The 20,679-nt window shown below is 38.2% G+C and carries 21 protein-coding genes and 2 rRNA genes; 1 reads left to right on the forward strand and 22 read right to left on the reverse strand.

Annotation, left to right across the window (positions count from 1 at the left end):
- Positions 1-79: 79 nt before the first annotated feature.
- The 10 genes from N7Z68_RS21930 to N7Z68_RS21975 form a co-directional block, all read right to left on the reverse strand.
- Positions 80-262 carry a small, acid-soluble spore protein, alpha/beta type gene (locus N7Z68_RS21930; protein WP_275120586.1) on the reverse strand — a complete coding sequence of 61 codons (183 nt, stop codon included), beginning with the start codon at positions 260-262 and terminating at the stop codon, positions 80-82.
- 171 nt (positions 263-433) lie between these two features.
- The gene (veg, locus tag N7Z68_RS21935; protein ID WP_275120587.1) at positions 434-700 is read right to left on the reverse strand and encodes a biofilm formation stimulator Veg; all 267 of its coding nucleotides are present in this window, start codon (positions 698-700) and stop codon (positions 434-436) included.
- A gap of 292 nt (positions 701-992) precedes the next feature.
- On the reverse strand, positions 993-1,862 hold the full coding sequence (gene yabG, locus N7Z68_RS21940) for a sporulation peptidase YabG (RefSeq protein ID WP_275120588.1): 870 nt from the start codon (positions 1,860-1,862) through the stop codon (positions 993-995).
- An 80-nt stretch (positions 1,863-1,942) separates the two neighbouring features.
- Positions 1,943-2,818 carry a 16S rRNA (adenine(1518)-N(6)/adenine(1519)-N(6))-dimethyltransferase RsmA gene (gene rsmA, locus N7Z68_RS21945; protein ID WP_275120589.1) on the reverse strand — a complete coding sequence of 292 codons (876 nt, stop codon included), beginning with the start codon at positions 2,816-2,818 and terminating at the stop codon, positions 1,943-1,945.
- Positions 2,811-3,371 (reverse strand): ribonuclease M5, encoded by a 561-nt coding sequence (gene rnmV, locus N7Z68_RS21950; RefSeq protein ID WP_275120590.1) that lies wholly within the window; start codon positions 3,369-3,371, stop codon positions 2,811-2,813. The genes rsmA and rnmV overlap by 8 nt, the downstream gene beginning before the upstream one ends.
- A 768-nt stretch (positions 3,372-4,139) precedes the next feature.
- Complete coding sequence (locus N7Z68_RS21955; protein WP_275120591.1) at positions 4,140-5,381, reverse strand: G5 and 3D domain-containing protein; 1,242 nt, start codon at positions 5,379-5,381, stop codon at positions 4,140-4,142.
- Between the two features lie 231 nt (positions 5,382-5,612).
- Entirely contained in the window at positions 5,613-6,380 is a 768-nt protein-coding gene (locus N7Z68_RS21960) for a TatD family hydrolase (protein WP_275120592.1), read from the reverse strand.
- A 142-nt stretch (positions 6,381-6,522) separates the two neighbouring features.
- Positions 6,523-8,511: a methionine--tRNA ligase gene (gene metG, locus N7Z68_RS21965; RefSeq protein WP_275120593.1), complete on the reverse strand. Its 1,989-nt coding sequence runs from the start codon at positions 8,509-8,511 to the stop codon at positions 6,523-6,525.
- 501 nt (positions 8,512-9,012) lie between these two features.
- Positions 9,013-10,845, reverse strand: a complete 1,833-nt coding sequence (locus N7Z68_RS21970) for an ATP-binding protein (protein ID WP_275120594.1) — start codon at positions 10,843-10,845, stop codon at positions 9,013-9,015.
- Between the two features lie 18 nt (positions 10,846-10,863).
- The gene (locus N7Z68_RS21975; RefSeq protein ID WP_275120595.1) at positions 10,864-11,838 is read right to left on the reverse strand and encodes a DNA double-strand break repair nuclease NurA; all 975 of its coding nucleotides are present in this window, start codon (positions 11,836-11,838) and stop codon (positions 10,864-10,866) included.
- Between the two features lie 206 nt (positions 11,839-12,044).
- Between N7Z68_RS21975 and abrB the strand changes: the two genes are divergently transcribed.
- Entirely contained in the window at positions 12,045-12,332 is a 288-nt protein-coding gene (gene abrB / locus N7Z68_RS21980; protein ID WP_275120596.1) for a transition state genes transcriptional regulator AbrB, read from the forward strand.
- A 46-nt stretch (positions 12,333-12,378) separates the two neighbouring features.
- On the opposite strand, the gene rsmI is transcribed toward abrB, so the two are convergent.
- From rsmI to N7Z68_RS22040, 12 genes are all read right to left on the reverse strand, one after another.
- Positions 12,379-13,251: a 16S rRNA (cytidine(1402)-2'-O)-methyltransferase gene (gene rsmI, locus N7Z68_RS21985; RefSeq protein ID WP_275120609.1), complete on the reverse strand. Its 873-nt coding sequence runs from the start codon at positions 13,249-13,251 to the stop codon at positions 12,379-12,381.
- Complete coding sequence (locus N7Z68_RS21990; protein ID WP_275120597.1) at positions 13,229-13,507, reverse strand: GIY-YIG nuclease family protein; 279 nt, start codon at positions 13,505-13,507, stop codon at positions 13,229-13,231. The genes rsmI and N7Z68_RS21990 overlap by 23 nt, the downstream gene beginning before the upstream one ends.
- Positions 13,500-14,237, reverse strand: coding sequence for a tRNA1(Val) (adenine(37)-N6)-methyltransferase (locus tag N7Z68_RS21995; protein WP_275120598.1), 738 nt, complete (start codon positions 14,235-14,237; stop codon positions 13,500-13,502). The genes N7Z68_RS21990 and N7Z68_RS21995 overlap by 8 nt, the downstream gene beginning before the upstream one ends.
- Positions 14,238-14,418: 181 nt before the next feature.
- A complete protein-coding gene (gene yabA / locus N7Z68_RS22000; RefSeq protein WP_275120599.1) occupies positions 14,419-14,760 on the reverse strand; it encodes a DNA replication initiation control protein YabA in 342 nt (113 codons plus the stop codon).
- Between the two features lie 13 nt (positions 14,761-14,773).
- On the reverse strand, positions 14,774-15,598 hold the full coding sequence (locus N7Z68_RS22005) for a PSP1 domain-containing protein (protein WP_275120610.1): 825 nt from the start codon (positions 15,596-15,598) through the stop codon (positions 14,774-14,776).
- A gap of 6 nt (positions 15,599-15,604) precedes the next feature.
- Positions 15,605-16,591, reverse strand: coding sequence for a DNA polymerase III subunit delta' (gene holB, locus N7Z68_RS22010; RefSeq protein WP_275120600.1), 987 nt, complete (start codon positions 16,589-16,591; stop codon positions 15,605-15,607).
- A gap of 21 nt (positions 16,592-16,612) precedes the next feature.
- Positions 16,613-16,942 carry a cyclic di-AMP receptor DarA gene (gene darA, locus N7Z68_RS22015; RefSeq protein ID WP_275120601.1) on the reverse strand — a complete coding sequence of 110 codons (330 nt, stop codon included), beginning with the start codon at positions 16,940-16,942 and terminating at the stop codon, positions 16,613-16,615.
- 24 nt (positions 16,943-16,966) lie between these two features.
- On the reverse strand, positions 16,967-17,602 hold the full coding sequence (gene tmk, locus N7Z68_RS22020) for a dTMP kinase (protein ID WP_275120602.1): 636 nt from the start codon (positions 17,600-17,602) through the stop codon (positions 16,967-16,969).
- Positions 17,599-19,062, reverse strand: a complete 1,464-nt coding sequence (locus N7Z68_RS22025) for an aminotransferase class I/II-fold pyridoxal phosphate-dependent enzyme (protein WP_275120603.1) — start codon at positions 19,060-19,062, stop codon at positions 17,599-17,601. Before N7Z68_RS22025 ends, tmk begins: the two co-directional genes overlap by 4 nt.
- 215 nt (positions 19,063-19,277) lie before the next feature.
- Positions 19,278-19,487, reverse strand: coding sequence for a sigma factor G inhibitor Gin (locus N7Z68_RS22030; RefSeq protein ID WP_275120604.1), 210 nt, complete (start codon positions 19,485-19,487; stop codon positions 19,278-19,280).
- Between the two features lie 819 nt (positions 19,488-20,306).
- Positions 20,307-20,422 (reverse strand): 5S ribosomal RNA (rrf, locus tag N7Z68_RS22035).
- Between the two features lie 132 nt (positions 20,423-20,554).
- Positions 20,555-20,679 (reverse strand): 23S ribosomal RNA (locus tag N7Z68_RS22040); the annotation flags it as partial.

Genomic DNA, 20,679 nt, shown 5'->3' on the forward strand with positions numbered 1-20,679 from the left:
CCATTTTCGATAACTAAATGCCAAATCCAACATTATTTTTATAAAACAAGCCGAAGCGAACGCTTCGGCTGTCTCCCATCTAATTCTGTTGCTTAGCTACCAATTGTTTTTCAGCAATTTCAATAGCTCTTTTTACCATATTACCTGCATCGCGAGCACGAATACCGCCCCATCCTTCTTGTTGGACGACATCATAGAAGCCAAGCTCCTTCGCAAGCTCTTCTTTAAAGCGATCCGACATAACCCCTCGTCTTCTGCCCATGGTAAAACAACTCCTTTGTTGTCTGTAATAGATGGTGAGACGTTTATATTATGAGTCTTTCCAGGCACAAATATGAAATTCTCTTTTATGTATCATCTTTTACCAGAAAATAAATATAGCCTCCCGATTTAACCCGGAAAGCTAATTTATAATAATATGACATTCCTACGATTATACTTGCACAGAATGACCTGTTTCTTCTTCCTCAAAAACCGTAAGTTCTACTGTCTCTGTCAAGATATCTGCATAACTATACGATACTCGTTCAAAAGCATTTTGCTGCTCATCGAGTTTAATAATAAATACAGATGGATATGTTTCCTCTAAAAAGCCTGTCCGTTCAATGGTTTTTCTTCTTCCACCATTTGCCTTAATCGCAATCCGTTTTCCAACATTTTCATCCAGTTCACGTTTAATATCCAGCAACGTTTTCGCCATTTAAACACCCCACCTCACTATACAATAGTATACATGATCCAACATTTTTTGTCAAATAAATTTAAAATTATATCAATTAGACAAGAATTTTGTCAATAATATTTATTTGACTGCTTGTACTTTTTTTTCTAACATCTTTAATAAATCGTATTATTCCTCATTTTTCTAAATATATGTATGAATTTTCAATACGTATAAACGAAAAGTGCCTCGCCCTCATCACAGCCTATAGTTACAAGGTTGTTGATCGCAACTATAAAGCTAATAAGGCACGTAGACACCATTCGACACTTTACTGTTCGTCCTCATAATCAGAGATCGGCATACCTCTTCTCATAAAACCTTTTGTTTCTATTCCTCCAAGTCCACGCTCGCCAGTAATTGTATTTTTTAATACATCCCATACATTTACTCGGTCCATAAATGGCGTCAAGCTGATTTTTGCAACAATATAAACGGGATCTAACGCATGGATATTTATACGCTCAGGAGAACTTGCATAATTTGATCCTGCTTTTATTAATGTTTCAAAGTGAGATTGACAAGCTCCAGCGAATATTACGAGATCGTCGAGGCTTGGAACTCTTTTACGGGCTATCCTTACCGTTTCTGCAAAATACTTGGAATGACGGTATCCTTTTATATCTTTTTGGTTTCCTCGTGTTTTTAAATAGGCATCATGACCTGTTATAACTAAAATATCAGGTCGTACCATTTCTAAAAGTGAATCGATTTGTTGAGGCATTTCTTTTTCAACAACATGCACACCGTAAACAGGCACACCTAGTTTTTCATAAAGTTCCATACACTTTCTTAAATACATCGAGTCTCCATCAATATGGAGGACTCGACCTCGAATTTCAAAATAGGAAGGTTCGGTACTATAACCTGAAGTCGCTTCATAATCGCCTCGCTTTTTTATAACGCGACTGTCTTGGCGAAACAGATAATAGCAGTTATCCTCTTTTTCTTTTTCTTTTTTCCTTCTTTCTCTATGCTCATCCTCAGTAATCGCAACTAAATCGTCTACAGGTGCGTCTGCAACAAGACGTACATCTTCTCCATATAATTCTGCAACATTACCGTTTATAGAAGAAATCCGAAATAAAATATCACATTGATATGATTTCCGGCCTACAATCTGCCCTACCTTCAACTTCATAAAAAACTCCTCCTCACCAATTAGCCTATGTGAGAAGGAGTGAAAGGGTGCTTTAGTTTTTAGTTACCAGTCTAATTTATTTAACCTTTTAATAATCCGATCAATTCGTTACTTAGTTGCGCAAATTCCTCAATAGACAGTGTTTCTCCACGGCGCTTTGGATCGACACTAGCAGTTGTCAGTGCTACCTCAATTTGTTCTTTACGATCTTTTCCGAAATGATGTGTAAGATTATTAAAAATCGTTTTCCGGCGTTGAGCAAAACTGGATCTAATCACTTCGAAAAAGAAACTTTCATCTTCAACTTCAACTGGCGGCTCCTCACGAATAGTTAACCTTAATACGGCAGACTCTACATTCGGTTGTGGAACAAAGACTGTTTTGGGAACAGTAAAAACAGTTTCAGCTTTTGCATAATATTGAGCAGCAATTGATAAAGAACCATAATCTTTCGAGCCCGGCTTAGCTGCAATTCGATCAGCCACTTCTTTTTGGATCATAACAACAATTCTTTTAATCGGCAACTTTTCTTCTAACAGCTTCATCAGTATAGGAGTTGTTACATAATACGGAAGATTTGCGACAACCATTACGTCTTGTCCCTCTTTGAACTCCTCCCTCATGACTTGGCTTACATCTGCTTTTAGAACGTCTGAATGAATAATTTTGACGTTATCATACGGAGACAGCGTATCTCCTAAAACCGGGAGTAGACGTTGATCAATTTCAAAAGCTACCACTTTATCAGCACGCTTCGCTAATTGTTCTGTAAGAGCCCCTATTCCCGGTCCTATTTCAATCGCTCCTACTTGTTCGTTCACGCCTGCTGCATCTAGAATACGCGCTAATATATTTAGATCGATTAAAAAGTTTTGCCCTAAACTTTTCTTAAATGAAAACTTATATTTCTCTAGTATGGCTCTCGTTCGTATTGGCGTTGCAATGTCTTTAATCATTATTTTCCTCCTCAAGCACCTGTTGTAACGCTTGTGAAAATTCCTCTTTTGTAATTTGAAAAACGTGTAGTCGTTTATGTAGCTGTTTCCCATTAGCATAACCAATTTTAAGAACGGATCCAATCCGTTCTCTGCGGTCACGGGATTGCGCCCCGCCAATCAATCCGCCATCAATTAGATCCTGCCAGGTGATTTCTTCTTGCGGGTTTTCAAACTCCTGCTTTACATTAGCTAAAGCTTGTCGGATAGCTTCAGGCGTCGCATTTTCAACCCCTAAATCATTTCCACTTTTTGAAATGGCATCCGCTTTAGGTAAAAAAGCATGTTTACACCCTGGAACCCGTTGACTCACAATATGCCTGATTCGCTCTCCTGGGTAATCAGGGTCGGTTAAAATAATGACACCTCTGCGGGCTTGGGCTAATTGAATTCGGTGAATGACCGCCTCTCCAATTGCTGATCCGTTCGTTTCAATCGTATCTGCATTAACCGCACGTTGAACCGCAACCGTGTCATCTCTCCCTTCAACGACGATTACTTCTTTAATTTTCATAAAAAATCCTCCGAAAAAATGAAACTTTTTATAGTATAGAACGTCTAATAAGTAAAGACAAATATTAAAGTATATTATATAGCTATTCCTAGCTCATACTGTTGAATGCACAGCACTATTTTTGAGTGGAGTTACCTACAAGAGGCGTACCTGTATTTTAGTGATAGCAGGGGAGCGACATCTGCTGAGTACCTCTAATGTAATGTTAGTTGCAGCGACTGTTCGGTGGCGTTGACTAACACGTCACCTGCCACTTTTCTTGTTTATTTTAGAGCGACTGGCTTCTCTTTGCTTCTTCAATCCTAATTTGCATTGTTGAGCTTGAACTTGCGGACTCTGAGGCCCTTATTTTTGCTAAAAATGCTTTTTTTGAGTTTAAGCGGACTCTAAGGCCCTTATTTACTCATAATCATGCTGTTCTTACGTGATTTTAGTCAAATAAGGGCTTCTCAGTCCTCTAATTACTGAAATATGGTGGTTTTCGATAAAATAGCGTCCTCTCAGTCCGCTAAATAATTCCAACATTTAAAACATTGCTTGTGATGCGAGTTCACAAAGAGAGGCTGCTGGGTCTATCTACGGTGCTGTCAGGGGCATTCCTTGACTAGCTATAAGTACAATACTTCGGCTCAAGACGCTCCAGTCCTTACGCCGTTTAACGACCGCTTCCGCTTTTCTTGTTAGTATTTATCTTTATCCACTTATCTATTTATGGATGGTATAGATGGCAAACAGAAAAAGCACAGAGATGTCTCTGTGCTCATCGAGTTAATCTAAAATGGTAATCGTGACTGTCCTTCTGCCCCAGTTGAATGCATCCGCTTTCGTCGGAACATGAACATCAATTTTATTCCCGCGAATCGCGCCACCTGTGTCTCCAGCTATAGCTGTACCATAACCTTCGACATGGACTCTTGATCCGAGAGGAATGACATTAGGATCGACCGCAATTACTTTCATATTACGATTATTTTTTAAATTGATACCAGTTGCTGTAATACCGCTGCAGCCACTGCAATTAGCTGTATAAGCAGTTGCAGATACCCTTAGTGTTTTACCACTTGGGCTCGATTGACTTGGGCTTGACTGACTAGTTGAAGTCTGTGTTGGAGAACTTCCACGAGAAACTGTCGGAGTCGGTTGTCGTGTTCCTACTGCGACTACTCGATCCTTACTTTCTCTTGTCGTCTCTGTCTTAATCAACTCTCTAGAGACTTCCTTTCCATCTTCTAAGACAACTTCATAATGCTTTTCAACAAGACCACTTTGCCCCGAATCTACGACTTTCTCTTTTCCTTTTTGTAACGAACTGTCATTTTTCGTTACTGTGGCAAATGCTACAGTCTCTTCCACTACATCGGTGACTTTTTCTACTCTAACTACCTTAATTTCTTCTTCAGTATTAAGTATGTCTTCCAAAGCTGGTTCAACCCGATCCAGCTCACCTAGGGTGATCGATTCTTTTTCTAAAAAGTCAGCGACAGTAGTCGAAGTTGTCCATACTTCATGTTCTTCCCCGTCACTTGTGACTCTTACCATAAAAGCAGATTCATACGTAACATTCATTTCAGGTTGAATTTCTGTATTTAAGCTAGGACTGATTTTATCATGTTCTTTAACTGTAATATCTAATTGAGCAATTAAATCTTCTACACTATCAGCAGTTGTCCAGACCTGCTTTTCATCACCGTTGATAGCTACATTGATTTCTTTAGCTATTTTCCAACTTATGGACATATTTCCTGTAATCTTTTCACTAATGGCTGGTTCTAACTCATCGTATTCGCCTACGACATATCCGAGTTCTTCCATTACCTCAGCAACAGTATTGGCATGAGTGCGAATTGTCACTTCTTCTTCATCTGCAGTTACCGTTACATTCGCTTTCGTTGTTTCATAGATTGCAAAGCTCATTGTCCCGATAACTAGGACAAAACATAGTATGGAGATCGTCAGCTTTTTCCCAAAATTTAGGTTAGAAAAAAGCGAGCTTATCCTACTGGGTTCCATGTTTAATCTTCCCCCTTCTTAAGGTACGAATTATAAACACTTCACCTCCTTTTGTCAACTAGTATAATGTCAATTTGTTTCCCTCATAACAACTATTATCCATAAAAATCCGCCTGAAGGAAACAAATATTTATCGACAAGTTCAATGTATGCAAGCCCGCTTCATTGTAGAACTCATACGAACAAAAGAAAATTTAGACAAGCCCTCCCAACATTCGACAGAATATTCTATCAAATTATGTTAAATAACTTTTTTGCATTGTCCATTGTTTGTTTTGTCAGTTCCTCATATGTCATTTCTTTTAACTCGGCAATTTGTTTGGCAACGAGTTCAACATAGGCCGGTTCATTTCGCTTTCCACGATACGGATGAGGCGCTAAAAATGGACAATCTGTTTCAATTAACAAACGATCTAGCGGGACTTCAACAGCAACTTCTTTAGGCTTTTTCGCATTTTTAAAAGTTACAGGTCCCCCGAAGGAGATATGGAAATTCATGTCTAGGCATGCTTTTGCAATTTCAACACTCCCACTAAAGCAGTGCATAATCCCGCCGACTTGTGAAGCTTCTTCTTCTCTTAGAATATCAACAATATCTTGACTCGCTTCACGATTATGAATAATGATTGGCAGGTTCACTTTTTTCGCTAAGCGAATTTGTTTCCGGAATACTTCTTTCTGAACGTCCTTAGGTGATTTATCCCAATGGTAATCAAGACCCATCTCACCTAAGGCAACTACTTTCGGATGTGCGGCCAACTCTTCTAACCAAGCTAAGTGCTGATCTGTCATATCTATTGCATCGACTGGGTGCCATCCTACAGCTGCATAGATGTTCTCATACTTCTCAGCGATTTCTAAAGCTCCTTTTATCGTCTTCTCATCAAAGCCGACAACTACCATGTGAGTAACTCCAGCTTCTTGCGCACGTTCGATTACTTCCGCGCGGTCTTCTTCAAACTGATCCGCATTAAGGTGAACATGTGTATCAAATAACATTCTTTTTCATCCTCTCGTTGTTTAAATACTGCGAAACTAACTATTATTGAAATAAAACATTGTTGGAAACATCACTTTTTAAAAAAGGGTAAGAGTAAGCCGTCATTTAAAAGCTTACCCTAACCCTAAGTATTGTTTTCTATTATTTTACTTTTGCGCCGTTCGGCATCGACTGGTCAACTGAAGCAAGTGTAAGTTGATCGCCTTCAGAAGCAGCTAAGATCATTCCCTTAGACATTTCACCACGAAGTTTAATTGGCTTTAAGTTCGTCACACAAATAACTTTACGTCCGACTAAATCTTCTGGAGAATAATATTTCGCAATACCAGAAACCACTTGTCTTTGTTCGTAGCCGAGGTCAAGTTGAATTTTTAATAACTTATCTGCTTTTTTCACAGGTTCTGCTTTGATGACTTCCGCCACACGTAAATCCACTTTCATAAAGTCATCAATTGTAATTTCTTCTGTTTCATCGACCTCATTTTTAGGTGTCTCAGGTTTTGGTTCATCTTTTACTAGTGAACCACCCATCATTTCAACAATATACTTCACTTCTTCTTCGACATCGAGACGCGGGAAAATAGGCTCACCTTTGGATACAGTCGTCCCCGAAGGAATTTGGCCAAATGCTTGAATTGAATCCCAAGTCGTTATGTTTTCGGCTAACCCTAATTGCTGCCATACCTTTTTAGGTGTTTCTGTCATAAACGGCTGAATTAAAATAGAGATATAGCGTAAAGACTCAGCCAGGTGATACATAACAGCTCCCAGCTTTTCCTTTTCATCTTCGTTCTTTGCTAATACCCAAGGTTGTGTTTCATCAATGTATTTATTTGTTCGGCTTACAAGCTGCCAGATCGCTGAAAGTGCAACTGAAAACTCCATATCTTCCATTGCATTTTCCACTTTTTCAACTGTAGCATCTACGAGTTCGACTAAGCTTGAATCAAACGGTGTCCCATCCTTCACATAAGAAGGCAATTGCCCGTCAAAGTACTTGTTAATCATGGCAACCGTACGATTTAATAAATTACCAAGATCATTCGCTAAATCATAATTGACTCGCTCTACAAAGCTTTCCGGCGTAAATACACCATCTGAACCGAATGGAACTTCTCGTAATAAATAGTATCTAAGTGCATCTAAGCCGTAGCGGTCAATTAGTGGTACCGGATCGACCACATTTCCTTTTGACTTCGACATTTTGCCGTCTTTCATTAGTAACCAACCGTGACCAAACACTTTTTTCGGCAACGGTAAATCAAGGGCCATTAACATAATCGGCCAGTAGATCGTGTGGAAACGAACAATTTCCTTCCCAACAAGGTGAACATCCGCAGGCCAGTATTGTTTATATTTCTCATCATTCGTACTTCCATAACCAAGAGCTGTAATGTAATTGGAAAGAGCGTCAATCCAAACATAAACGACATGTTTGGGGTTGCTTGGGATTTTTACACCCCATTCAAATGACGTACGAGACACAGCTAAATCTTCTAATCCCGGTTTAATGAAATTATTAACCATTTCATTTTTTCGTGACTCTGGTTGGATAAACTGCGGATTATCTTCATAGAACTTCAACAAGCGATCAGCATATTTACTCATACGGAAAAAGTACGATTGTTCGCGAACTTTTTCTACAGGGTGCCCGCTGTCGGGACTTTTTCCACCGATTACTTTACCATCTTCCATAACTGGATCAACGAGTTGGTGTTCCGTGTAAAAAGTCTCATCTGGAATGGAGTACCATCCTTCATATTCATCTAAATAAATATCACCTTGAGCAAGTAACTGTTCGAAAATCTTAGCAACTACATCTTTATGTCGGTCTTCTGTCGTACGAATAAAGTCATCATATGAAATATCTAGTTTCTTCCATAAATCCTGAATACCACTTACAATTTCATCGACAAATTGTTGGGGTGTCACGCCTTTTTCTTCTGCTTTTCTTTCGATTTTTTGACCGTGCTCATCAGTACCTGTTAAATACATGACATCATAGCCACGTAAACGCTTATAACGTGCCATCGCGTCTCCGGCTACCGTTGTATACGCATGACCAATATGCAGCTTATCACTCGGATAATAAATTGGTGTTGTAATATAAAATGTCTTTTTTTCACTCATTCAAAACGTCCTCCACTTAGTTAGTTTTCTTTACTGCCCTTTCAATTTCTTCAATAAAACTTTACAATAAGAAGCTTGTGTTCCACCTTCACTCAAACTAAAATAGGCTTTAGGTAATCGCTACCTTTATGTACTGTTTAAGAAAGGAGCTGAACATATAAAAAAGCCCTCATCCAGCAAGGGACGAGAGCGAACTCACGTGGTACCACCCTATTTCCCCATTCTTTCACAAGAACAGGCTCAATAAGTCGTTTGACTTCTCTAGTAACGCTAGAGTACGTTGCTCCCTTATTAGTGTGTCTAACTCGAAAGCAATTCCTCACTGGACCATCTTCTAATAGTGACTATACTGGTTCCCAGCTACCCCAGCTCTCTGTCTTAGCGTCCTCGCTAAATAGTCGACCTATTATACTCATCCGTTCATCGGAAGTGTTATTCATTTCTTTCATTTAAGTTCTTCCACATCTCACCAAAAAATATACCGAATAAATACAGCTAATGTCAAGGTCGATCATAGATTGTGGCAAATGGATTTTTGACCTTTTTCAGTTTCCCTTTTTCCGCTAATTGTTCTAACTCTCTTTTGAGTTGAGCCACATCCCAGCTTTTCCCAAGAGTTTGATTGATTTCATCGGTGTGACGAATTAATGCCGTTTCTGATAATGGGAGAAGAGACTGTATCACCTCTAGCACACCTTCATCTTCCTGATGACTCATTTCCTTTAATTCATCAAAAGGATTTAGGACATGCGGGCTCGTCGTATCTGCAAGGCGAATCCGAATTGCCAGCGTTCTCCCAAAAATAGCAGACGAAACAAAAACATCTCCAGAACGCAAATACGGCAGTCTTTTTCCTTCTTCGTGTGTTAAATCGGTTTCTTCCTTTATCGTTTGAATATCTGTACCACGAACCGTCCGAAATACAAATTTTGAGTTTAATTGAGCTGTAATCGTTTCATCTAATAGAGTCGGTCGTTGTGTCGCAAAAATAAGAAACACCCCATATTTTCGTCCCTCTTGCGCTATTTCTTTTAATACACTTTTGGCAGGAGCATCATATCCTTTTGGAGCAAAATTATGAGCCTCATCAGTTACGATCACAAATGGCGGGAAAAAGGTTCCTTGTTCATTTTGTAGTTTAGCGTCTCTATACGTTCTTCTTTTCGTATAAAGTACTCCAATGACAAAGCTGGAGAATACTTGCAATAGCCAAACCGAACCTTGGATGACTACTAATTTACCACTATTCAAGCCTTCTTCAATGGCACGGATGTTATGTTGAAACAAACCAGATTGATATAACCGGTTTAAACGCCATTGAATTCCTTTCACCGAAGACAAAGGCAAGCTGCCAAACTGATTTAAAAGTTTTTGATACGTATCATATTGTTCCAGCTGCTCACGAGACAAACCATTGCCATCATAAATAAATGCTTCTACTTTCTGTTTACCTAACTCCAAAGCATCCACTAGATTAGCTATGCGGTCACTAAACGATTGGTAACTGTCTTTTCGCTTATGTACACTTTGGATCACGTTTACCATCGATTCTGTTAAAGAACCAGCAGCACCGAGAAGACGTTCAATATCTCTCGTTGTTAAAGAACTAAAATCAACCCCTACATCTCTTCCAATTTGCACTGATACGTATTTAGTACGATAATCTATTCCATTCATCCCGTCTGAAAAATGACTGAAGTTCATTTCAAAGTGAGGGTCGAATACGATTGCAGGAATCGATTGTTTCATGATTTCTTCTAACATCACTCGTAAACCAAAAGATTTTCCAGAACCAGATCCACCAAACACACCAATATGCGGGTATTGTTGCATTGCTTTTATATCAAAAATAAAAGGTACTCCATTTTGGTCACGTTCCACTTCTTGTTCTTGAATTTTCATAAGCTGCTTAAGGTTAGAGGGTAACGTTTCCACTAAATGATCTGTACTTCTTATTTCACCTAACACTAAGCCCTCCTGAGGTTGTACTTTTACTAAAAAATGTTGAACTTCGGCAAATTCGGGAGTTCTTACAGTAGCACCCGTTTGAATCGGTTGGATCGCTTCTTCAAATAACCTCACTTTAGAGAGATTGATCTCGTCCGCACCGATATCATACCCTAGTTGTTCTAGTGTCTTTAACACCTGAGCATCCACAATTCCTTTGTCATACCCCATCGGAATAAAGCGATTATAGGAAAAGGTTTCTACGACTTCACCCATTGGATTTCCAAGGCTATCATCTTCAATGAGCAAAATTTCATTAATTCTAAATTTATGTTCTTTTGAGACAACATATATTTCATGTTGTGTCGTTATACCAACTACTTGCATACTACCCTCTCCCTTTTATCAATATAATCTATGTGTTCGTTTCGGTGAGAATAAACGTCGAATAAGTTCCGGATCAATATACTGTTCGACTAAAGCTTCTACTAACTTATCAGTAATACGCACATCGCGATCAACCATATCTAGAAATAAGGGAATTCCTCTTCCCTCTTTCGGAGTAATCGAGAAAATAAAGTCACAAATTCGATTGATTTCTTCTGTTTGTTCAATTAATACATCGACACCAATTACAGCTGGATCCGTCGAAGGCCTCAGCCATGCTGTATGCACATGGGGTTTATGTTGAGCTTTTTCAAGAAACAACATCTCACCTTGCTTTAATACACCAAATAACAAATCTCGGTCATACACCAACTGTTGACCCTGTGCTTCATTAAACTCCAGCTCTAAAACCTGATACAAAAAGCTTGTACCTACTTCCTCTGTAACACCGGCGATAAGAACATTATTCAAAAGCGCCAGCTCTCTTACTTCTTGCCAAAGTTTTGGTGCATCAATGGCATAATGTGTAAGTGAACCATCCATTAAAATAAGTTTGATAGATCCTTCTTCCATCATCGCTTTAGCCACCATCAATTCTAATTCAGCCATTTTTGATGAACGGACTCGCTTTTGACTTTCAATTTCCTCTTCAATCGTTTCTTCGACTTCTTCCAGCAAAGGAGTGTATAGATCAAATTCCCATTTTTCTTTTCCTTTAATGGTTCGTGCCAGTGCTTGAAAGAAATAGATAACATGAGGATATTCACCTTTTGTCTGATTAACCGAACCATCAACAGCTGCTACCTCTAGTTCGGCAATCCAGTTCGACAAAAAATCAGCTTCACTACGAGACATTTGTCGAAACTGTCCATTTTTGTCGAATAAACTTTGTCGAATTGTCGAATTAACACTTTGCTTATTTCCATATTTCATACGCAGTTCACTATCCATTTTTGTCATTTTTTCTATTAAATGTCTTTGTACTTCTAACAACCACACTCACCTCTCATTTTAAAACCCTTGTTATACAACAACTTAACATAAAAATTAGAAAAAATTACTAGCGATATACTTAAATTTGTAAAAAAAATGAATTGACTTGTTTTGGAAACACTGGTATTCTTGGTTTATAAAGAATTTTGTCGAAAAATGACATCAATAAAACAAGATATAACCAAACATTGGGAGGAGAAAAGAACATGAAATCTACAGGTATTGTTCGTAAAGTTGATGAGTTAGGACGGGTAGTTATTCCAATTGAGCTTCGCCGTACACTTGATATTGCAGAGAAAGATGCATTAGAGATTTATGTTGATAACGACCGTATTATTTTAAAGAAATATAAGCCAAATATGACTTGTCAAATTACTGGGGAAGTATCTGATGACAACCTTTCAATTGCTGACGGAAAAATCATCTTAAGTCCTCAAGGTGCTAAAGCAATCATTGATGAGCTTTCTAGTTACTTAGAAAAAACGAATAAATAAGTTGATATAAAAAACGCGGCTCTGCAAATGCAGAGCCTTCTCTTTTTTACTTATGGTATTCTGCATACACATCACGCTTCGGTAACTGCCTTTCTTTAGCTACTTCCTTAATGGCTTCCTTACTACTCATCTGCTTCTCTTCTATATAATGTTCAACATGTTCATTTATTGAAAAGTTCTCCCACCATACGTCTTCTGTGAGCAGTACTTCACTTGCTCCATCGACAACTACACAAAATTCCCCTCTGACCTGGGAAGATTGACTCCATTCAATGACCTCAGATATTGTTCCACGAATAAATTCCTCGTATCTCTTAGTTAGTTCGCGACAAATGGCTATTTTCCTATCACCTAATTGTTCTAGCACATGCTTTAACATCTCTTCTAAACGATGAGGAGATTCATAAAAAATAAGCGGAACTTGAATATTCTTTAACTGCTCTAATTCCTTTTTCCGCTCTTTTTTTTGTCGATTTAAAAAACCATAATAGTAAAAGTGCTGTGTATTAAGTCCTGACGCAATTAAAGCTGTAATGGCTGCATTTGCTCCTGGTAAAGGAATAACTGAAATTTCTTCTGCTAGACAATCTACAACGAGTTCATAACCAGGATCTGAAATAGCAGGTGTGCCTGCATCACTTACTAAAGCCACATTTCGTCCTTCTCTTAGAGTTTGGAGTAACTTCTCCCCGCTCCCTCGTTTATTATGATCATGATAACTTACAAGTTTAGTATCGATATCAAAATGAAGGCATAATTTTTTCGTTTGTCTCGTATCTTCTGCTGCAATGACATCTACTTCTTTTAAAATTTTGACCGCTCGAAACGTCATATCTTCTAAGTTCCCGATAGGAGTTGGTATTAAATACAAACTTCCTATATCTTCTTCTTTTTCTTCAAAGCTCTTTTGCTGCCACATCATTTAACTTCCCTTCTTGTATTAAACGCTCTTTGTCTCGTTTTGAAAGTTGTTTGATCGCATATTCTGATTGCATCGCTTCCTTTTTCGTCAAATACTCCTGACAAAATTCAAGTACAAATGGGCCCTTCCCGCGAGTGTACTTTGCTCCTTTTCCAGCTTCGTGCATTTGGATTCTGCGCTCAATATTATTGGTATATCCTGTATAGAGCGAGTCATCTTGACACCGAATCATATATACATAATGATTACCCATAATAGATGGCTTGAAACTCCTTCGTATACGTTTTTTCATCTTCATAGACGATAATAGTCGGTAAACATTTAACGCCAGGTTTCCCGTCTTTAATTCCTTCAACTAGCACAATATTGGCTTCTTTATTAGCCTTCGGTTGAACAAACTGAACTCGTTTAGGTTCAATTCGATATTTTCTCATCTGCTCAAAGATATCCGTCAGCCTTTCTGGTCGATGAACGAGAGCAACCTTTCCCTTTTGTCTTACTAATTTTGAACAGACTTGTATAACATCTTCTAATGTGCAATAAATCTCATGCCGTGCTATTTGAAAATGTATATTTACATTGCGATCGGATAATTCTTTTTTCTCAAAATAAGGTGGGTTGCATGTGACCAGATCGTATTCTTGACCTAAAATTTCTGGAGGCAATGACTTAATATCGGCTTGAACAAAATCGATCTGACTAGAAAGTTGGTTAAGTTCATTACTCCGAACAGCCATATCATATAATCTTTCTTGAATTTCTACCCCAGTAATCGAGGCTTTACTTCTCGTACTTAACATAAATGGGATGATCCCGTTTCCTGTACATAAATCGATAATCTTTCCTTTTTGGATCGGGACATAAGCGAACTTAGCTAGTAAAACGGCATCCATTGAAAATGAAAATACGTCACTAGCCTGTATAATTTGCAAGGACCGGTTGGGTAAATAATCTATTCTTTCACTCGTATGTATTGTAACCATTACTTCCTCCAGATTTCATTGCGTTAGTCCTATTGTACACTAACACTCACAATTATAACTCTAAAAAAAAGATGACCCAGTAAAATGTCCAGACCTTCTGCTACAACCCTGCTGTAATTAGCAAGGCTTTATTGTAAACAACAGATCAAACATTTTTGAGTCATCCTAAATAGCTGTTCGATTATTTTTGATTAAAAAATGATAAGCAAAAGAGACAATCATCTTTACGGATACTACCGTAATCCGTACTACAAATGTGGAACCCTTCTTGGTACAACCTAGCTAAATTATCATACCCTTCACCTACTGGTTTCTTCTTCGCAGGATCTCTTTCTTCAATCGCTTCTTCTTGTTCAACTGTTTCATTAAGGCGTTTTCTTAAATTCTCATTCTCCACCTTTAAATAGTGGTTTTCCTCAATGAGTAGCGCAAGCTGTTCCTTTAAACCGCGGAGTTCATCGTGTAAACCGCCAATTCGCTCTTCAATTGAACTAACTTGTGAGAAAATCTCCTTTTTATCCACGTTTCCCACCTCATTACTCTGTGACTTGGGTCGAAACCGTTTCTTCAAAAAGCTCTTCAAGTGTGAATTCAACGATTCGTTGTTGTTCAAATAACTCAACTTGAATAATACGCTCTAAAATGTTAAGCCCCACTACTCTACCTCGTCCATTTGGCGTTTTAATTTCTTTCCCAATATCAGGTAAAGATTGTTTAACAGACTCATAATGATCATTTTCATATTTTAAACAACACATGAGACGACCACATAACCCTGAAATTTTTGCCGGATTTAACGACAAGTTTTGATCTTTAGCCATTTTAATTGAGACAGGTTCGAAATCGCCTAAAAACGATGAACAGCAAAGAACTCGCCCGCATGGACCAATTCCACCTAGCATTTTGGCTTCATCTCGAACACCAATTTGACGTAATTCAATTCGGGTTCTAAATATAGCTGCTAAGTCTTTTACAAGCTCCCTGAAGTCAATTCTTCCATCAGCTGTAAAATAAAACAGAACTTTATTGCGGTCAAACGTATATTCTACATCAACAAGCTTCATATCTAGTTGATGTTCTATTATTTTTTCTTGGCAAACATTGAAAGCTTTCTTCGCGGCTTCTTTATTCTCATTGACAATTAGTTTGTCTTTTTCATCAGCAATACGAAGAACTTGCTTTAACGGAAGAACGACATCGTTATCATCGACTTCCTTTTTTTCAATGACTACCCTTCCATATTCCACCCCTCTTGATGTTTCGACAATTACCCATTCACCTTTAGGTAACTCGAATTCACCAGGGGAAAAGTAATAAATTTTACCCGCTTTTTTAAAGCGAACACCTACGACATGATGCACTATCAACTATCCCTCCTGTAATCTGAGCAAAAGCCGCTCCATTAATAATTGCGGATTTACATTTGAACTCAGATGTCTCTTTGCATCAAAAATAGCCGACATTTGTCTGGAAATTTTCTCTTGTGAGCTATATAACGCTTGGTGGTCAAGGCGTTCCAGTTGATCTACAAAAATCAGACCATCTTTTTCACCAAGCTGTGTGTATAATAAATCTCTATACCATAAGAGCAATAAATCAATTCCTAACCCAAGCTCTTCTTTTCCTTTGAAGTGCGGTAACCACTTTTCTTGAAGGGTAAAGAACATTTGCTGGGGGCGAGAATAGACCTCTTCCGTTAATTGTAACACTACATTACGTGCTTGTACAATCCAGTCTTCCTGACAAAGTTGGCGTGCATCTTCTAGATTGGAAGTCATTTCCGTAAGAATTTTTGCTATAGGGCGTGATAGACCTTCATCTACTAACACCTTTTCCATCTCTCTATTAGAAAGCGGCGTAAAGGATAAGACTTGACTTCGTGAAATAATTGTATTTAACATTTGATGTAAATTTTCAGTAAGAAGCACTGCAATAGTAGGTGCTTCAGGTTCTTCAAGAAACTTAAGCAAGCTATTTGCAGCACTTGGAGTCATTTTCTCTGCATGTTTAATAATATAAAACTTCTGACTTGATTCCATTCCACGGTAAGAAAACTCAGTTCGCAGTAATTCTACTTGCTGTTTTTTAATGGATTGCCCATCGGGTGAGATCAGGTGAACATCGGGATGATTTCCAGAAGCGACCCGTTTACAATCCGAGCACTGACCACACGGTTCAGCAGTCGTTTTTTCTTTACAAAAATAACTTTTCCCTAGTTGCAGAGCGACTTCCATTTTCCTTGTACCTCTGCTTCCCTCAAAAACATAGGCATGGGTTAAGCGATCTTTAGTAATACTATTCGTTAATATTTGGACAACCTTATGTTGAGTTTGATTAAGCTGCTCCCACGTCATTAATTCCCAACACCTTTTATTTTAAAATTGCTCGAACTGTTCAACTGGTAAAACAAATACCGTTGCACCACCAATTTGCACCTCTACTGGATAAGGAACATACGAGTCGGCATTTCCGCCCATTGGTGAAATAGGGGCCACTAGTTGTTCCCTGCTTTTACAATTGTCCTTAATGATTTCCAATACATCATCGACATTCTCATCTTCAGTCCCAATTAAAAAAGTCGTATTTCCTGCTTTTAAAAAACCACCTGTACTTGCAAGTTTCGTTGCTCGGTAGTCCGTCTTTACTAGTGCCTCTGACAGGCGATTACTATCTTTATCTTGGACAACAGCTATAATTAACTTCACTACACATACCTCCTCAGTCTTTATTTAACGCTTCTCTAAATGTTGTTCGATCATTAGAAGAGCGCTGGAATACACGCTTTCAAAAGATTCATTGGCATTAACGACTTGTATGCGGTCTTTATACAATTTCGTTAGCTGATCATAGCCTTGGAGCACTTTCTTATGAAAAGTCTCATTTTCTTGGTCCAGACGATTCACTTCTCTGCCTTTATCTTTTGCAATTCTTGCTAAGCCGACTTCCGGATCGACTCTAAAATAAAGTGTTAAATCCGGCCAGTATTCATCTATAGCCATTTTATTAATCATTAATATATTCTCAAAACCAATACCTCTAGCAAACCCTTGATATGCTAAACTACTATCAATAAAACGATCACACAGAACAATCTTGCCTTCTTCTAAGGCTGGAACGATTTTCTCTACTAAATGCTGTCGTCTTGCAGCAGCGTATAGTAATGCTTCCGTTCTTCCATCCATTTCAGTATGTTTTTCATTCAAGATCACCGAACGGATTTCCTCAGAGATTTTAATTCCACCTGGCTCCCTTGTCATGACAACATCGTAGCCGTTATCTATTAAATAGTCATATATTTTCGATAAAGCGGATGTTTTCCCAGCGCCTTCTCCACCCTCTGCTGTAATAAATAAACCCTTTCTCATTCTTCGTCCTCTTTTCTCTCATCTATAATAAAAACTTTAACTCCCGTTTCTTTTAAGTTCGTATGACCTTGAAAGCGGGTTTCTGCATTGATTAGTTTTAAAATAGTTGCAATCTTTTCTTCAGTTATAGTTTCGCCTGGTATCAAAATCGGCACACCTGGTGGATAGGGAATAATTGGTTCTGCAATCAGATAACCTGCTGAATCCTCTAAACGTACATTTTTCGTATCATAACTGCTCATTGCTTCTTGTGTTAAATTGAGTGATGAAAGTCGTTGTAATTCTACTTTTTGATGACTGCTTATTCTTTCTTTCACCTTATATGGCTTTAAAACACTTTTAAGCACTGGCAGGATAGATTGGGTCTCTTTAAAAGGTGCCAAAGGTAATACAAGAAGCAATAACTCCTCGTTTGCTAACTCTATATATATATTCTTTTCTTCTAATAAGCGTTGAATTTCTATTCCAGTTAATTCACAGTTCGTTCTTAAAGTAATCTTTAATGGATCTGTTGTCAAAGAAGCACTTTCCTTCAACTCAACAACAGTGATCTGAGGAATTTCTTTTAGTTGATTTTTAAACTGTTGACTGCTTTCTACAATCGCCGATATTTCTTCTTGATTTAGATTCGCTGCATAATATCTGGCTAAATCTAAAGATGCCAATATGGGATACGAAGGGCTGCTAGATTGGAGTACTTGTAAATAGTACGCTATTTTTTCGTTAGAGATGAATGCACTGTTAACATGTAAGAAAGAACCCATCGTCATTGCCGGTAACGTCTTATGTGCCGACTGCACGACAACATCTGCACCTTGACTGAGCGCTGCCGCTGGCAACCCTTCTCCCAATCCAAAGTGAGCACCATGTGCTTCATCAATAAGTACTGGGATATTACTCTGATGAGCTGTTTTAATGATTTCTTCTAAATTTGTCGTAATCCCGTAATAACTCGGATTCGTTAAAAAAAGTGCTTTCGCCTTAGGATAAGTTTGAATAGCTTCGATAACCGTCTCCAAGCTGACACCTGTTGATAATCTAGTATCTTCATCGTAATTCGGTGTTAAATAAATGGGTGTTGCTTGTGCTAATTGTATGCCATTCATTACTGACTTGTGACTGTCTCTTTGAACGAGAATGATCTCATCTTTTTTACAAACAGATAGGATCATCGCTAAATTCCCAACCGTTGAGCCACCCACTAAAAAATAGGATGATGCTGCACCATATGCATCTGCTAATAATTGTTGGGCTTCTTTTATAATGGTTTGCGCATCATGGAGATCATCTAATCCATTCAGTTCTGTCGCATCGAGTTTTAGTATGGAAGCAAATGATCCCCTTCCAATTTCAGGAAATACACTCCCCCACTTATGCCCAGGAACGTGAAATGAATAAGACTTTTTATGAAGATGTTCCATCAGCTTTGAAAAAAGCGGCGTCAATTGTTGATTTGTCATATGGCATTCCTTTGTAATATATTTGGTTTCTATTATAAAGCATTTCATCAAAATATGCCTGCCACACTGTACATAAAAGTGTTTTAAATTCAATAAATACTAAAGGCTGACTCATACGTGTCTCATCTTCTAAAACATATACGATAATGAAGGCCTCTCCTGGGCGCTTCACTTCGCATATAAGATGTATGACACAATATTTGAGTCAGCCTCTTTTAATTAATTGTTGGTATCTTTATCTTTTTCATCTTCTTTAAGTAGTAATGATAGAACAAGTCATCTGGGTCTGTTAGTACAATCTGCCTTTCACAATCTTCACAAATAAATTGTTCAACCAAATGAATTCCTTCACTTTTCTCCTGATCACATACGACACATTGCTTGTGACCTGTATTCGTTACCTTTAAGTTATCGATAACAATCACCCCCATTATGAATTAATGGACAAGTTGATCGAAAACTATACATTTTTTAAAATATTCTTTTACTTTTGTGAGCAAATACCTAGGCCTATTCTTTACTATATGTTCCCCTTTATCGCATTGTGTCTGTCTTACACGGAAAGTGCATTTTTTTATGCTGTTATATATGTAGCTTGATAAAGACATGATTTTCAATATATCGGCGTAACTCGATGATATATTGATGAAACGTATTCTTTAGTCATTTTTAACACTAAAAAAGCACAAAACCGTATTGTTGTGCCTTCTACCTAATGTTCTTTTCTTCATACGGGAACGTAATAACCGATGAGTTATCCTCGCTGCCGATGAGTTAAGATTAATGTGTAAATTAGGTTTGTCGTATGGTTCTCTACGATCTTTTCATCGTAGAAGTGATGAATTTTGTAGGTTTTTGTCGAGAAATCGATAAAGTGAAAAAGTTGAATGAAAAATCGGCAACGTTGAAAATAAATAGACTAAAGTTAAAAATAAATTGACCGAAGTTGAAAATAAATGATATGGATTGTGCTTTGTGCCTAGCGACGTCCCTTTAAACCTTTCTTTCCTACGAGGACGTAATCCATGAAGTCTCACCTTCGATGCCCCTCATGTTGTTCTACGAAAAGAAAGGTTTCCTCTCACAGGGCAACATGTTGTCTCGCTTCGAACCTTTCACACGTTGTTTCCATCGGCTGATCCTTTGAAGGGGTTGCCTCTTCGAGCCAAAGCTCTTCACCGCCTGAAGCTTACTCATCCTTTTTTCATACTAAAAAAGCACAACCCATTTGGATTGTGCTTTGTGCCTAGCGACGTCCTACTCTCACAGGGGGAAGCCCCCAACTACCATCGGCGCTGAAGAGCTTAACTTCCGTGTTCGGCATGGGAACGGGTGTGACCTCTTCGCTATCGCCACTAGACTATTAAAATTGTGATAAGCTTCGAACTTCTCGCTTCTAACAATTTTACTGTATTTTAATAAATCCTTATTAAATTGAGAGTGGTTCTCTCAAAACTGGATAATGGCTAGATGAATTCAACGCTTTATTCATTTGGATAAGTCCTCGACCGATTAGTATCTCTCAGCTCCACGTGTCGCCACGCTTCCACCCGAGACCTATCAACCTCATCATCTCTAAGGGGTCTTACTTACTTAACGTAATGGGAAATCTCATCT

It is taken from the genome of Alkalihalobacterium chitinilyticum, assembly GCF_029028005.1.
Lineage (GTDB): Bacteria > Bacillota > Bacilli > Bacillales > Bacillaceae_F > Alkalihalobacterium > Alkalihalobacterium chitinilyticum.

Coding starts and splice junctions, on each gene's coding strand:
- N7Z68_RS21960 (WP_275120592.1), bottom strand. CDS start 6,380: ATGTTATTTGATACACATGTTCACCTTAATGCGGATCAGTTTGAAGAA.
- rnmV (WP_275120590.1), bottom strand. CDS start 3,371: ATGAAAATTAAAGAAGTAATCGTCGTTGAAGGGAGAGATGACACGGTT.
- N7Z68_RS21955 (WP_275120591.1), bottom strand. CDS start 5,381: ATGGAACCCAGTAGGATAAGCTCGCTTTTTTCTAACCTAAATTTTGGG.
- rsmI (WP_275120609.1), bottom strand. CDS start 13,251: ATGTGGCAGCAAAAGAGCTTTGAAGAAAAAGAAGAAGATATAGGAAGT.
- N7Z68_RS22025 (WP_275120603.1), bottom strand. CDS start 19,062: ATGACAAATCAACAATTGACGCCGCTTTTTTCAAAGCTGATGGAACAT.
- rsmA (WP_275120589.1), bottom strand. CDS start 2,818: ATGATTAAAGACATTGCAACGCCAATACGAACGAGAGCCATACTAGAG.
- yabG (WP_275120588.1), bottom strand. CDS start 1,862: ATGAAGTTGAAGGTAGGGCAGATTGTAGGCCGGAAATCATATCAATGT.
- N7Z68_RS21995 (WP_275120598.1), bottom strand. CDS start 14,237: ATGGTTACAATACATACGAGTGAAAGAATAGATTATTTACCCAACCGG.
- N7Z68_RS21990 (WP_275120597.1), bottom strand. CDS start 13,507: ATGGGTAATCATTATGTATATATGATTCGGTGTCAAGATGACTCGCTC.
- veg (WP_275120587.1), bottom strand. CDS start 700: ATGGCGAAAACGTTGCTGGATATTAAACGTGAACTGGATGAAAATGTT.
- tmk (WP_275120602.1), bottom strand. CDS start 17,602: ATGAGAAAGGGTTTATTTATTACAGCAGAGGGTGGAGAAGGCGCTGGG.
- holB (WP_275120600.1), bottom strand. CDS start 16,591: ATGACGTGGGAGCAGCTTAATCAAACTCAACATAAGGTTGTCCAAATA.
- N7Z68_RS21970 (WP_275120594.1), bottom strand. CDS start 10,845: ATGCAAGTAGTTGGTATAACGACACAACATGAAATATATGTTGTCTCA.
- metG (WP_275120593.1), bottom strand. CDS start 8,511: ATGAGTGAAAAAAAGACATTTTATATTACAACACCAATTTATTATCCG.
- N7Z68_RS21930 (WP_275120586.1), bottom strand. CDS start 262: ATGGGCAGAAGACGAGGGGTTATGTCGGATCGCTTTAAAGAAGAGCTT.
- abrB (WP_275120596.1), top strand. CDS start 12,045: ATGAAATCTACAGGTATTGTTCGTAAAGTTGATGAGTTAGGACGGGTA.